This window comes from Thalassospira sp. (assembly GCF_040218635.1).
Taxonomy (GTDB): Bacteria; Pseudomonadota; Alphaproteobacteria; order Rhodospirillales; family Thalassospiraceae; genus Thalassospira.
The window spans coordinates 252569-266381 of the sequence record NZ_JAVJRB010000011.1 but is presented as its reverse complement, the minus strand read 5'-3'; the positions used below and the strand labels follow the sequence as shown (position 1 = coordinate 266381).

Below are 13813 nucleotides of genomic sequence, written 5' to 3'. Positions count from 1 at the left end.
AACGAATTAGGCGCGGTCAACGCAACACATCTGAAATTAGACTGACGTGCAATAATGAAGCATTGACATGAAAATATTCGGCCAGAATGCTTCGTGGGGCACTGCCATTTTCCTTTCCGTAAATTGACCCAATTCATTGGAAGTATCTACGCAGATCAGTGGGTCATGAGAGGTTGGCCTTGGATAATGAATTGATTTTATTCAATTATACTCCGCCTCAAAATCTGTTTCACCTAGTGAGTGGGAGTTCGATTCTCCCCGGGGGCACCATCGCTTTTACATTATTCCAAGTTTTGTCATCCATCTTCTTGGGACGATGGCGGGTCTTGTTGCATTACCTCAAAAATCAAAACCGGCGGTCAAGTGACCAAGCAGGCCGTCGATTTGTGCATGGGCTATCAGTGTAAGGCTGGTAACCCCTGAACCTAGAAAACTTCGCGATAGATCGCTTCGATGTCTTTGACGGTCATGTCACGCGGATTGCTATCGATCAGGCGATGGATCTTGGTGAAGACTTCGTCAGCCATTTCAGGCAGAGATTCTTCGGTGACGCCAAGATCGCGCAGACGGGTTTCAAGTCCGCTGGCTGGGACCATCTCCTCAATTCGTTTAACGAAGGCCTCGGCTGCGGCGTCTTCGTTTTCGAATTCAACCCCTTCAAGAAGGCAGCTTGCCAATTCTGCGTAATGTGTCTTGGCAGCTGTCAGGTTAAAACGCAGAACCTGTGCCATTACCAAGGCATTGGCATGGCCATGCGGGATATGGAAACGCGCACCGAGTGGGTAAGCCAAACCATGAATAGCGGCAACCGATGCATTGGCGAACGCCATCCCGGCAATCAGGGACCCTTGCAGCATGGCTGAACGGGCATCTTTATCGCCCGGATTTTCAATCACCTTCATCAGGTTCTTGCCCAGAAGCGAAAGGGCGGTGACCGCCATACCATCGGCAATCGGGTTTTTGCGTGTGCGGCTGGTATAGCCCTCAATCGCATGGACCATCGCATCAAGGCCGGTTGCGGCAGTAACCTTTTGCGGGAGGCCATAGGTCAATTCCGCATCAAGAAGGGCAATATCGGGCATCAGTTGCGGCGTATAGACAACCTGTTTGAGGTTATCCGGGTCGGTAATTACCGATACCCAGGTGACTTCTGATCCGGTTCCGGCGGTGGTCGGGATCTGGATCAGGGGCAGGCGATTTCCGGTTGCTTTGTCGATGCCGTAAATGTCTTCGATGGTCTGATCGCTGTTGGCCAAAAGGGCCACGAGCTTGGCACTATCAAGCGAACTGCCGCCGCCAAGACCAATGACACCATCGGCCTTCCAGTCTTTGGCGCCGTCAATTGCCTGTTGCACGATATGCTGGGGCGGATCGGCGGCAACGTCGGAAAACATCTGTACAGCGATGCCAGCAGCTTCAAGCGATTTTTGCGCCTGATCGGCAAAACCAAGGGCGACGATGCCCGGATCGCAAATGATGGTGACGCGGCTTGCACCAAGTTCCTTCATCAGCGGTCCAGTCTTGGCGATCCCGCCTGCTTCGCAAACGATGCGCGGGACACTTCGGAACATGAAACTCATGGTGGGGCTCCTTGATCGGTGATCAGTTGGCTTTCCCGGCAAGACCGCCGAGGCACATATATTTGATTTCAACAAAGTCATCGACGCCGTATTTCGATCCTTCACGACCGATACCGGATTCTTTGACACCGCCAAACGGGGCGGATTCAGTTGAAATGATCCCTTCATTGATGCCGACAATGCCGTATTCCAAGGCCTCGCCAACGCGCCAGATGCGGCCAATGTCACGGGCATAGAAATAAGCAGCCAATCCAAACGGCGTATCATTGGCCATACGGATGGCTTCATCCTCACTGCTGAACCTAAACAGCGGTGCGACCGGGCCAAAGATTTCCTCGGAGAACATGCGCATGTCCGCCGTCACCCCGGTCAGAATGGTCGGGGTAAAGAAATTGCTGTCGGCTTGATGGCGTGCGCCACCAAGTATGGCTGTCGCCCCCTTGGAAAGGGCATCGGATACCAGTGTTTCGACTTTTTCAATGGCCTTGCTATTGATCAGTGGACCTTGGGTGATGCCTTCTTCCATGCCGTTGCCAACGCGCAGTTTTGCAACCGCCTTGGCAAGTTTTTTGGCAAATTCATCATAAACCCCGTCTTGCACCAGAATGCGATTGGCACAAACACAAGTCTGACCGGCATTGCGGTATTTTGAGGCGATGGCACCGGCGACGGCTTCGTCAAGATCAGCATCGTCAAAGACAATAAACGGTGCATTGCCGCCAAGCTCCAGACTGACTTTCTTGACGGTGTCAGAGCATTGGCGCATCAAAAGTTTGCCAACCTGTGTCGATCCGGTGAAGGACAGTTTGCGCACAATCGGATTGCCTGTCAGCTCATTGCCGATTTCAACCCCGTGCGATGCTGTGACAACATTGATCACGCCATCGGGGAACCCGGCACGTTTCGCCAATTCGGCCAAGGCCAAGGCAGTTAGCGGCGTGTCTTCAGCCGGTTTGATCACAACCGTGCAGCCCGCAGCCAGTGCCGGGGCGCATTTGCGCGTGATCATTGCCATTGGGAAATTCCAAGGAGTGATCGCGGCAACAACGCCGATTGGCTGTTTGATGGTGATGATCCGTTTGTCAGCCCCGTGCGAGGGGATGACATCGCCGTAAATGCGTTTGCCTTCTTCGGCGAACCATTCAATGAAAGACGCGCCATATGCGACTTCGCCTGCGGCCTCGGCAAGTGGTTTGCCCTGTTCGCGGGTCATCAGAAGGGCAAGGTCATCCTTGGCCGCCATGCAAAGGTCAAACCATTTGCGTAAAACGGCTGCGCGGTCCTTGGCCGTGCGCGCCCGCCATGCAGGAAGCGCTTCATTGGCACTTTCGATGGCCTGACGGGTTTCAGTCGCACCCATGTCCGGCACATTTGCAAGATGTTCGCCGGTGGCGGGATCAAGAACGGCAAAGGTTTTACCAGATGTCGCGTCTGTCCATGCGCCATTGATGTGGCCCTTGGTTTGCCAAAGGCCGGGATCATTCAGGATAAGCATTCTGGGGCTCCGTCGTTAAAGTACGGTGGCGTAAATTTTGCGGGCAGCATCAAAGGTCATTTCACGTGGATTGTTGATCAAAAGGCGTTCGACCTTCATCGCATCGATCGCGAGCATATCCAGATCGCTTTCTGAAACACCGACTTCACGCAGGGTTTTAGCAAATGGCATGCGTGCAACCATGTCGGTCATGAAGGCGATGAAGCGATCACAAGCCATTGTGTCATCGGAAAAACGTTCATCGGGCAGTACTGCACGGGCAAGTTCGGCATATTGACCGCGCGCGGCGTCACGATTGAATTTCAGGATTTCAATCAGAACCAGCGCGTTGCTATGACCATGCGGGACATGGAAATGCCCGCCAAGCGGATAGGCCAGTGCGTGGACTGCCGCAACCGGGGCATTGGCAAAGGCCATTCCGGCCATCATTGATCCTTGCAACATGGCTTCGCGTGCGGCCTGACTTGGATTTGTTGAAACCGCATCATCGATATTGCTGATCATAAGTTGCAGGCCGCGAATGGCCAAGCCGTCAGACAGGGCATTTTTCTTGTGCTTGGTTGTATAGGCCTCGATCGCGTGAACCATCGCATCAATGCCGGTCATGGCCGTTATTGACGCCGGAAGGCCCATGGTCAGTTTGGCATCAAGAAGCGCGATATCAGGATAAAGCAGCGGTGATACAACACCCTTCTTTTCCTGTGACGGCGTCGTAACGATTGAAATCGGAGTGACTTCCGATCCGGTTCCAGCAGTCGTTGGTACCTGTATCAACGGCAAACGCGGACCTTTGGCCAATCCGATGCCATAGATATCTGAAAGCTTCTGATCATGACCGCACAAAAGGGCGACCAGTTTTGCGGTATCCATTGATGACCCGCCGCCAAGCCCGATGATAATATCGGCCTTGAAATCAGAAGCCCCGTTGACCGCATCAAGAATGGTGCTTTCGGGCGGATCGGCTTCAACCCGGGTCCAAAGAAGAGTTTCGATACCGGCCTGTTTGAGTGCTTCGAACGGGGCATCAATCAGCCCCACCTTTTCCAGGCCGGGATCGGTAATCAGAACTGCGCGTTTTGCGCCAAGCTCGGCGCATAATGTGCCAAGCTTAAGCGCGCCATCGAATTCGCAAATCACGCGTGGTGTTGTTTCAAACGTAAAGTCAGACATGGAAAACCTCGTCTTTGGCGGGTCGGTTTATGCGGACTGCATGTCGGCGGCGTGAACTGTGCCGCGTTCAATGCGGTAGCTGCCTGTGACCAGATCGGCGGAATGGCTGTCATCTGATTCAGAAATCAGGACACAAAGACCGCTGCTGCCGAGATTAGCGATGACTTCGGACAGGCGGCGCGACAAAACAGGCGCGACACCTTCGAACGGTTCATCAAGCAACAATAGGTTCCGGCCGGGCATCAAAGCACGGCCAAGCGACACCAGTTTTTGTTGCCCGCCAGACAGTTGCAGTGCGCGGCGTTGACGGAACTGTGCAATTTCAGGCAGCAGGTCATAAACCCATTCAAGCCGTTCCTTGGCATCGGTAATGCCATTGGTCCATGCTGGCATGAGGATGTTTTCTTCAACCGTCAGGGACGGGATTAAACGACGGTCTTCGGGCATATAACTGATGCCGTTTTTTGCTCGCGCATGATCGGCCATCTTGCGAAGGTCTTTGCCATCAAAACTGACGGCACCGCCATCAATCTCAAGCAAGCCCATGATGGCGCGCATCAATGTGGTTTTACCTGCACCATTATGGCCAATAAGACCAAACATCTGACCCGACGGGACCGACAGAGAGACATCGCGCAGGATCGGAATATTGCCGATCGAAACATTCAGTTTCTTGATTTCCAAGGTCATGATGCGCCATTCCCTTTTTTATGAGTAGGCCGATGGCCGGTTACAAGATCACGGACCCGTTCATCGGCAAGAACAGCAGCCGGTTTGCCATCAGCAATGATTTCGCCACTGTAGAAGGCCAGTACGCGCGAGACATAGCGTTCGACAACATCCATATCGTGTTCAACGAACAGGACTGTTACGCCATGTTGGCGAACCGCATTCATCACCGTATCCATCAGCCCGGTTTTCTCATCCATGCTGACACCACTGGTCGGCTCATCAAGCAGAAGCATCTGCGGATTGCCGATCAGGGCCATGGCGATATCAACCAGTTTCCGAGCCCCTTGCGGGACAGCTGTGACCTTGGAATGGCGGTAGTTTTCAATGCCGAACTCGACCAAGATTTCTTCGGCCCGTGCGATGCGGGCATCGCTACGAAGCGGGCTTAGGAAACTGGGGCGCGGGCTTTCGGCGGCGGCAAGGGCGACGATAAGGTTATCAATCACCGACATGTCAGGAAACAATTGTGCTACTTGAAATGATCGGGCCATTCCTGCGCGGGTAATCGCACGCGGTGAATGTCCAAGGATTGATTTCCCGTTGAACAGGATTTCCCCACGCGTTGGCTTCAAATAGCCGGTGACCATATTGATGAAGGTCGTTTTACCAGCCCCGTTGGAGCCGATAACACCTACGACTTCGCCCTTGGCGACCTTAACGTCCAGATCCTTTGCCGCAATGACGGCGCCGAATTCTTTGTTCAGGGAACGGGTTTCAAGAATGGTGGTCATGTGCGCTCTCCTGACTTTTCACGTGAGACCAGGCTCCAGAGACCCTTGGGCAGGAACACGATGACGCCAAGCAGGGTGAAACCAAGGATCATTTGCCAAGTGTTGGGGACAAATTCGATTGAATAGGTCCGAACGACCGAGAAGACGATCGCGGCAATGAACGGTGCTGCGACATGGCCAAGACCGCCAAGAAGCGCAATGAAAATGAACTCACCTGACGTGGTCCAATAGGCCATTTCCGGATCAACGTGACCGGTGGCAAGGGCGGTTAAGCCACCACCAAGTGCGGATACAGACGCCGCAGCAACATAGTTGCCATACAAAAGCCAACGCGGGGAGAGGCCAAGATATTCAACCCGGACTTCGTTTTCGCGCACGGCTTCGCAAATCACCCCGATACCGGCCTTGGTATAACGGTGGATCATGACTGCGATCACCAAACCGGCAAGAATGGTCATGGTAAAGACGGTTTGCTGACTATCAGCACCTGTTTCCGGGGCCCAGCCAAACACTGTCCAGTTATGAACGTTAAAGCCATCCGTGCTGCCCAGTTCCTGACTTTTGACCAGAATCCCAAACAGGATCATGGAAAATGCCAATGACAGCATCGCAAAGAAGATGTCGCGATAGCGCGTCAACAGCAGGCCAAGGATCATGGCAACAACAATGGCAACCGCCATGCCCAGTGCAAGGGCGGCAATCGCATCATGAATGCCAAAGAATTGCCCGCCCATGCCGACGGTATAACCGCCAATGCAGTAAAACAGGCCCTGACCAAATGACACCAGGCCCGACCGCATCTGCATGACCACCCCCTGCACAACAAGTGCCTTGGACAGTGCAATGGTCAAAAGGAAGATCAGCCAGCCGGGTGATACAAAACCAAACAGGACACAGGCGATTGCGATCAACGCAAGCGAGATTTCAGTTTTATCAAAATGCATGTCAGATTTTCCTCGCCATGGTGCGGCCAAACAGGCCCTCGGGGCGGAACGCCAAGACCAGCGACATCACGCCGTAAATGACGAACAGTTCGAATTCCGGCGCATAGTGAACGGCCGCAGCGCGGCTTAGCCCGACAAGAAGGGCGCCAACTGCGGCACCGCCGATGCTGCCAAGACCGCCGATGACAACCACGGCAAAGGCGAGAACGATCACTTCGATCCCGATGCCCGGTACAACTGAAATGGCGGGGGCTGTTAACGCACCGGCAAGTGCGCCAAGGGTTGTTCCCAAAACAAAAGTAATGGTGAACATCAGGCGGACATTAACGCCCATGGCAACGGCGATTTCGCGGTCATGGATCACTGCACGCAGGACCTTGCCTTGATTGGTGCGTTCAAGCCAGGCCCAAAGACCAAGACCAAGCAGGCAGGAGACACCGACAAGTGCCAGATCGTAATTTGAGACCTTCAGCAATCCGAACGCCGTTCGCCCAAGTTCAGTATAGGGCTGATAGGCGAAATACGGGCTGACCCCCCAGACGATTTTCATCGTGTCTTCAAGGATGAGGAGAAGTGCATAGGTAATGATCACCATCAGGATTTCATCGCGGCCATACATCAGGCGCAGCAATCCACGTTCAACGATCACACCGACAATCAGGCCAGCAAGCAGCGCGGCACCAACCAGTAAAAGATAACTGATCCATGCGGGACCAATACCATTGTTGAAATACCAGCCAACCAATGACGCGGCAGAATAGGCACCAATGGCGTAAAAACTGCCATGCGCCATGTTCAGAATGCGCATCACGCCGTAAATAACGGTCAGGCCGGCAGCAACAAGAAACAGCCACGATGCATAGATCGAGCCATCAATCAGGACGGCAAGAAGACTTGTCATCACAAATATCCAATGTGCAGGAAAAGGGGCGGACATCCCGCAATGGGGATGTCCGCAGTCACAGGGAGAATGCGTTTAGTTACACTGAGCGCCTGGGAAACCCTCGGCAATCCATTCAGCAGCGGAAACGCCTTCTGGCGGGGTAACGCATTCGCCAGAGAACGAAACAGCATTCACGATGGATGCTTTGTCATCTTCGTAATGGTATTCGCCATAGGTGATGCCCTGCATCGCCTGATGACCATTGGCACGGGCCATCTGGACGGTACCCGAAACCGATTCAAAGGTTGCACCCTTGATGCCGGATGCAAGCTGTTCTGCCGTCGGGATTTCTTTGTCTGCAACGCCGGCATTTTCAGCCGCAAATTTCAGACCAAGGATCGCCTGTGCCATTTTGGTGGCCGGGTAAACCGGATCAAGATCATAGGCCGCGTTGTAAGCACCCTTGAACCAGGTGTTGAGCGCATTGTCCGGTGCAAAGGCACCAAACGGGCCGCGTGCACCGATGATCATGCCATTCGGTGCCTGATCCTTATAGGTGGCAAAGCTTGCTTCACCACAGGTCAGCAGACCGGTTGCATCTTCAAGAAGGCCACGGGCATTTGCCTGCAAGACAAGTGCTTCCATGTCACCGCCCCAGAAAGAACTGTGGACGATTTCCGGGCGTTTAACCGACAGGGCAGAGATTTCTGCGCCGTACTGGCCCTGATAGATTTTCGGGAACTGTTCTTCGACGATTTCGGATTCAGGAAGAAGTTTCGCAGCCGCTGCGGTGAAGTCTGCCCAGCTGTCCTGGCCCCAGGAATAGTTCTGCTGGATGCCGGAAAGACGGGTGACGTCCGGACGGGTTGCGACCAGATAACGGGCAGCACCGATGTTATCGACGGATGCATCAAGGCCAGTACGGAACATATACTGGGCATTGGCATTGTCGGCAAACAGGCGGGGAGTACCGCAATCATATGCGATGGTGAAGGTTTTCAGTTCTTCGGCGACAGGTGCGACGGCAAGGCAATCACCTGATGAAACATACCCGATAACCGCGTCGACTTTCTGACGCTGTACAAGGTTACGGTATTCTTCGACCTGTTTGGTCGCGCCACCGGCTTCGTCAATGATCACGGCTTCGATTTCGACGCCGTTGATGCCCATTTTGTCGTAAGGGGCCGGAAGTTCACCCTTGTTCAGGCCTTCAACAAGTACCTTGGCAGCATTGGCAGACGGAACACCAAACGGACCAGCAGCGGCACCTGACAAGAACGTCACGATACCAACGCGGAATTTACCGTTTTCGGCCGCAGATGCACTGGATGCCATGCCAGCAGTCAGGGCGAGGGCTGCGACGCCCGAAACAAGGTATTTGCTGAAAGTTGCTTTATTATTCTTCACGTTTTCCTCCCTAGGAAAGTTCTATGGTGTTGGCGGTGGAACTGCCTCCGACCCGCCAGCCACGGCATCGCGGCGGCGTTTGACCATCTCTTGTGACGGTTTGAGGTCTTCGGCGTCGTAGATCGCCCAATTCCCCACCATCAGTTTTGACGGTGGAAAATCTTCGTTATGGACGACCGTGCCCACGGCTTGCGCCTGGACAATCTGGTGGGTGTCTGGATCGATATAGGATGCAAAGCCGGGTGGATCTTCGGGCAGGGCCAGCTGCAGACCTTCAAGAGCCTTGATCAGGGCCGCATCGTCATCCGCAGTACCGGCTTTTTCAATCGCCCGCGCAATCGCCATGATCCCGGTATAGGCACCTTCGGCGGCATAGGTCGGATAGCGACCGGTCATTTCGTGGAACTGGGTGACAAACCGTTTGTTGCGTCCGGTTTCCGGCCAATTGTTATGGTGACGAGCTGATAGGATAAGCCCCGGATAAGGCTGATCGCCCAGCGCCATCATCACATCGTAATTCGCCCCGGTATCAAAGTTGGCCAACCGCGTGGTTTCAAAAAACCGTGTGGTCGATGCCTGCTTGATAAAGGCAATGAAATCGCCACCCCAAAGGGCGGTGACAACGATGTCTGGTTTGGCTGACTGAAGTGCATTGATGTAAATCGAATAGTCCGGTTCATAGAGCTTTGGCCAAAGGTCGCTGACCGTTTCATATTCAACATCGAGTTCATCGAGTGCGAGTTGAAGGTCGGTCCAGGACACATGTCCGTAATCATAATCCGGACCGATAAAGGCCAGTTTTTTCCAGCCGGTTTCCTTTTGCAGGTCGCGCAAATACCGGGCACCGGCGGCCATTGAAGTCCAGCTGTCATTGGTCACGCGGAAATAATATTTATGGCCGGCTTCGATGCTGAGGCGCGATGACGCGTGATCGGTGCCGACCATGATGATCTTTTCGCGCAGTGCAAGGTCACTGACCGCATGGGCGACACCCGATGACACGATGCCGCAAAAGAAACGCGCCTTGTCATTGGCGATGAAATCCTGTGCCAGTCTTACGGCATAGGATGCCTTTGATCTTGGATCGTCGGCAATTACGCGCAGTTTCGGGGCGGGAAGCCCGCTTGCCGCTTCGGCGGCAAGATCATCAAGTGCAATCTGGATACCGGCAATGCTGTCGCGACCATAGGTCGCTGATCGTCCGGTCATCGGGTACAAACAGCCTACGACCGCGTCCGCCTCTGACGGGGCCGCGCCGAGTTCAAAACGTTCGGCCTGTGCAGGGTTACCTGCCAACAGAACCAACGTTGCTGCAATGATGGTGATGCACCCGGAAACCGGGCGTTTGAGCATCTCCATGACGTATCCTCCCTACGAATGGTTGTTCCATCCGTGTTTGTACCTTTGTCGGCCTATTTCGCAAAGGCTGTGCCAGTTTCGACGATTTGGCTGGAAGGTAGTCAGAGCGCGGTTTTGGAGGATTTTGGGGAATATGCGGCCATGGGAATGAGCGCCAGTTTGAGCGGTTGACGCTCCAAATAAAAACCCCTCAGGAGCGGTTTCCGCTCAAGAGGGGCTGTTCATACGACAAAAGGGGATGGTTATTGCAAGCCAAGCCGTTGCAAACGGCGCTTTAACGCGTGGCGTGAAATGCCAAGGATCTCGGCCGCGCGGCCTTTGTGCCCGTCTGCTTGGTCAAGGGCGTCTTGGACAAGATGACGTTCTGTCACATCCAAGCGGTCTTGCAATTGTGGATGGGCGGCGTTTGGGGAACTGTTCTGTCCACTGGCGTCATGCAGCCCAGTTTGGCTGTGAAATTCACTGGGCAGTAGATCGGCACCGATTGTTTTGCCCGGATAAAGGATCGTCAGGCGTTCAATCAGGTTTTTAAGTTCGCGCACATTGCCGCGCCACGGGTGGGCCCGCAATATAGCTTGCGTTTCACCATCAAACTGGATCGGATGACATCCTTCTGCCTGTGCCTGCCGGTCGGCGAAATAGCAAACAAGGCTTAAGATATCTTCGCCCCGTTCCCGTAGGGCGGGAATGTCGATGGTGATGACATTCAGACGATAGAACAGGTCTTCGCGAAAATGACCAAGGCGCACCTGTTCGGCAAGATCACGGTTGGTTGCGGCGATGACGCGGACATCTGCGGACGCAGATCGTTCTGCGCCGACCGGGCGGTAATCACCGTTTTCCAGAAAGTGTAAAAACTTGGCCTGAAGGGCGAGGGGAAGCTCGCCAATTTCATCCAAGAACAAGGTGCCGCTATCGGCAAGCCGGACCAACCCGGTTCGTTTTTGGTGGGCGCCGGTATAAGACCCTTTTTCCGCCCCGAACAATTCTGATTCAATCAATTGTTCGGGCAATGCCGCGCAATTGACTTCGACAAAGGCACGATCCTTGCGCGGGCTTTGGCTGTGAATGGCACGTGCGACCAATGCTTTGCCGGTGCCGGATTCACCAAGAAGTAAAATACGGCTGGCACTGCTTTGCGCGACCCGGTCAATTGTGGTGCGAAGCGCGCTCATGGCCTCACATTCACCAATCAGTCCGTTGGTCGGTATGGCATCACGACGGCGATGATAATCTAGTTCCAGCGCGACCTGATTTTGGTCAAGCGTGGTTCTGATGGTGTGGATCAGTTCATCAAGCTCGAACGGCTTGCTGAGATAATCTGCCGCACCACTCTTGACGGCCTGCACGGCAGCCCGGGTGTCGCCATGTGCCGAAATCATGATGACGGGAATGCTGATATCAAGTTTCTGAATGCTGCTCAGCACTTCCATGCCATCCGCACCGGGCAGGCGCAGGTCGAGCAAAATGATATCAAACTGTTCCTTGCGCACAGCAAGAAACGCATCTTCGCCCGAATGAACGCCGGTGACGTCCATTCCTTCTGTGCGGAGTGCAAAACTTAATGACCGAACAAACGACTCTTCGTCATCGACGATCAGAATTCTGATCCTCTTGGACATTTTTTGGTATTTCCTCCCGACTGTTTCCCGGACGTGTGGCCGGGAACGTCAATATTATCGTTGTGCCCTCTTTTGGGGCGCTTTCGATATTGATTGTACCGTGATTGGCGTCAACCAATTGCTGGCTGATTGTCAGACCCAATCCGGTACCCTTGCTTTTCATGGTAAAAAATGGCTGGGTTACGTCAAGTAAATGCTCTCGCGGAATGCCGCACCCGTCATCCGTGACCCGGATTTCAACCGTTTCACCATGGTCTTCTGCGCGCAGGTTGACGGTGCCGCCCGCATCACAGGCCTGTACTGCATTAATCCCGAGATTAAGCAAGATTTGCAATATCTGTTCGGGATCGACAAAGACGTTAAGACGGGAATCACCACTGGTGAAGAAACCGACATGGGCCTCTGTCGCGACAGGTTCAAGTAACAATGATGTTTGTCGAAATAACTCGCGGATCGCGGTTGACTGTGGTGCAGCTTCACCCGGACGTCCATAGGACAGCAAATCATTGACCACGCGCGACAGCCGGTCAATCTGATTGCCCATATCATCCAGAAGCGTTTTGCGTTCTTCATCCTGTTCGCGGCGGGTCAGGGCCTGAACGGTTGTTTTCATGGTGGCAAGCGGATTGCGGACTTCGTGGGCAACCCCGGTGGCAAACTGGCCCAGAACGGCCAGCTTTTCGGCGCGGACTGTGCGATCAATCAGGTCCTTTAACTGCCAGGCCATGGTGTTGAATGCTTTGGCAACCGTGCTGATCTCATCGCGTTTTCGGCCTTCGGGCAGGCGGTAATAAAGGTCGCCCGATGCAAGGCTGTTGGCCCCTTGGACAAGCGTATCAACGCGGCGGCGCAGACTGCGCGACAGGGCAAAGAAAATGGCCAGAATCACCGTAATAATCAGAATGGCGGTGGCATAAAGCCACAGGCGGGTCTCATCGATTGGCTGCAAGATGGTGCCGGGATGAACGCTCATGACAATGTTCCATCCCGGAAGGATGCTTGGTCCCTCAACCAGTTCACCGGTGACCTTAGCCGGGCGTCCGGTCGGATCAAGAACTGCGCCACCGGGCGTTCGCAATAACGGCTCGATCACGCCGGCAACACCGGCACTTGCCAGAAGCTCAGTCAGCGATGAAAGCCTTACATGAAGGGCAACCGAGACATTTTGACCAAGGCCGGAATCACGGATTTGCTGGCGCATCAATATCCAGCCCGAATTGCCGTTTTCTGGCAATTTCGGGCCAATGAACTCGACCCCTTCGTGGGTGACACGTGGAAGCTGGCTAATATCCCAATCGGTTTTTGACCAGTAAGGCGGGCCGGATGCAGCCTGCCCGGCGACCAGACGGTCAAGGTTATCCTGCCAGTCAAAGAACAGCACGCCATACAAATCAGGTGAGTCTGCCTCAACCCGCAAAAGTGTCAGCGCCTCGTCCGCTTGCGGGGTGTTTGGCGCGTCAATAAAAGCAGGGAGTGCGGGATGATTTGAAAGGGTCACCAGCTGATAGATGCGGGCATCCAGAAACGCTGAAAGCTTGTTCGATGTAGCCGCGACTTGCGCACTCAGGCGCTCTCCCGTAAGGCGGTCGATCAGTTCATTGGAAAAACGCTGATAGAAAAAGCTTAAGGCAATCAGCGCGCACACAACAACGCCAACCGACAAAAGCGTATATCGGGCCACAAGGCTTAGACGTTGATCACGGGACCAATGAAACGCGGAAATGGTCGCCCCCTGTATGCGGAACTACGCAAGGATCATGTTGATTGTTGCCCAAGTACTGCAGCATTTCCGCGAAATCAGCAAGATAAAGGTGTGGAGGAATTCGGGGTCACTAGGTTTGTAGTTATCGACTGCGTAAGACAAAATACGCATTCCAAGAAACAACCAAG

11 protein-coding genes are annotated in these 13813 nt (G+C 54.0%); all 11 read right to left on the bottom strand.

All coding sequences use genetic code 11. The features are described 5' to 3' along the window. Positions 1 to 425: 425 nt before the first annotated feature. The 11 genes from RIC05_RS12410 to RIC05_RS12360 all read right to left on the bottom strand — a co-directional run bounded on the left by RIC05_RS12410 (position 426) and on the right by RIC05_RS12360 (position 13604). On the bottom strand, positions 426 to 1580 hold the full coding sequence (locus RIC05_RS12410; protein ID WP_350048512.1) for an iron-containing alcohol dehydrogenase: 1155 nt from the start codon (positions 1578 to 1580) through the stop codon (positions 426 to 428). 22 nt (positions 1581 to 1602) lie between these two features. Further along, positions 1603 to 3075, bottom strand: coding sequence for an NAD-dependent succinate-semialdehyde dehydrogenase (locus RIC05_RS12405; protein WP_350048514.1), 1473 nt, complete (start codon positions 3073 to 3075; stop codon positions 1603 to 1605). A gap of 15 nt (positions 3076 to 3090) precedes the next feature. Next, the gene (locus RIC05_RS12400) at positions 3091 to 4245 is read right to left on the bottom strand and encodes an iron-containing alcohol dehydrogenase (protein WP_350048516.1); all 1155 of its coding nucleotides are present in this window, start codon (positions 4243 to 4245) and stop codon (positions 3091 to 3093) included. 27 nt (positions 4246 to 4272) lie between these two features. Beyond that, the gene (locus RIC05_RS12395) at positions 4273 to 4935 is read right to left on the bottom strand and encodes an ATP-binding cassette domain-containing protein (RefSeq protein WP_350048518.1); all 663 of its coding nucleotides are present in this window, start codon (positions 4933 to 4935) and stop codon (positions 4273 to 4275) included. Next, positions 4932 to 5708: an ABC transporter ATP-binding protein gene (locus tag RIC05_RS12390; protein ID WP_350043539.1), complete on the bottom strand. Its 777-nt coding sequence runs from the start codon at positions 5706 to 5708 to the stop codon at positions 4932 to 4934. Before RIC05_RS12390 ends, RIC05_RS12395 begins: the two co-directional genes overlap by 4 nt. Beyond that, positions 5705 to 6652 (bottom strand): branched-chain amino acid ABC transporter permease, encoded by a 948-nt coding sequence (locus tag RIC05_RS12385; RefSeq protein ID WP_350048520.1) that lies wholly within the window; start codon positions 6650 to 6652, stop codon positions 5705 to 5707. The genes RIC05_RS12390 and RIC05_RS12385 overlap by 4 nt, the downstream gene beginning before the upstream one ends. 1 nt (position 6653) lies before the next feature. Continuing rightward, positions 6654 to 7553 (bottom strand): branched-chain amino acid ABC transporter permease, encoded by a 900-nt coding sequence (locus tag RIC05_RS12380; RefSeq protein ID WP_350043541.1) that lies wholly within the window; start codon positions 7551 to 7553, stop codon positions 6654 to 6656. Positions 7554 to 7628: 75 nt separating this feature from the next. After that, entirely contained in the window at positions 7629 to 8942 is a 1314-nt protein-coding gene (locus tag RIC05_RS12375) for an ABC transporter substrate-binding protein (protein WP_350048522.1), read from the bottom strand. A gap of 21 nt (positions 8943 to 8963) precedes the next feature. After that, the gene (locus tag RIC05_RS12370; RefSeq protein ID WP_350048524.1) at positions 8964 to 10301 is read right to left on the bottom strand and encodes an ABC transporter substrate-binding protein; all 1338 of its coding nucleotides are present in this window, start codon (positions 10299 to 10301) and stop codon (positions 8964 to 8966) included. Between the two features lie 242 nt (positions 10302 to 10543). Then, on the bottom strand, positions 10544 to 11923 hold the full coding sequence (locus RIC05_RS12365) for a sigma-54-dependent transcriptional regulator (RefSeq protein WP_350048526.1): 1380 nt from the start codon (positions 11921 to 11923) through the stop codon (positions 10544 to 10546). Continuing rightward, complete coding sequence (locus RIC05_RS12360) at positions 11889 to 13604, bottom strand: sensor histidine kinase (protein WP_350048528.1); 1716 nt, start codon at positions 13602 to 13604, stop codon at positions 11889 to 11891. Before RIC05_RS12360 ends, RIC05_RS12365 begins: the two co-directional genes overlap by 35 nt. Between the last annotated feature and the right edge of the window lie 209 nt (positions 13605 to 13813).

Bases quoted from the DNA above. Each gene is read 5' to 3' on its own strand.
- RIC05_RS12385 (WP_350048520.1), bottom strand. From the start codon at position 6,652: ATGCATTTTGATAAAACTGAAATCTCGCTTGCGTTGATCGCAATCGCC.
- RIC05_RS12405 (WP_350048514.1), bottom strand. From the start codon at position 3,075: ATGCTTATCCTGAATGATCCCGGCCTTTGGCAAACCAAGGGCCACATC.
- RIC05_RS12390 (WP_350043539.1), bottom strand. From the start codon at position 5,708: ATGACCACCATTCTTGAAACCCGTTCCCTGAACAAAGAATTCGGCGCC.
- RIC05_RS12395 (WP_350048518.1), bottom strand. From the start codon at position 4,935: ATGACCTTGGAAATCAAGAAACTGAATGTTTCGATCGGCAATATTCCG.
- RIC05_RS12370 (WP_350048524.1), bottom strand. From the start codon at position 10,301: ATGGAGATGCTCAAACGCCCGGTTTCCGGGTGCATCACCATCATTGCA.
- RIC05_RS12400 (WP_350048516.1), bottom strand. From the start codon at position 4,245: ATGTCTGACTTTACGTTTGAAACAACACCACGCGTGATTTGCGAATTC.
- RIC05_RS12410 (WP_350048512.1), bottom strand. From the start codon at position 1,580: ATGAGTTTCATGTTCCGAAGTGTCCCGCGCATCGTTTGCGAAGCAGGC.
- RIC05_RS12365 (WP_350048526.1), bottom strand. From the start codon at position 11,923: ATGTCCAAGAGGATCAGAATTCTGATCGTCGATGACGAAGAGTCGTTT.
- RIC05_RS12380 (WP_350043541.1), bottom strand. From the start codon at position 7,553: ATGACAAGTCTTCTTGCCGTCCTGATTGATGGCTCGATCTATGCATCG.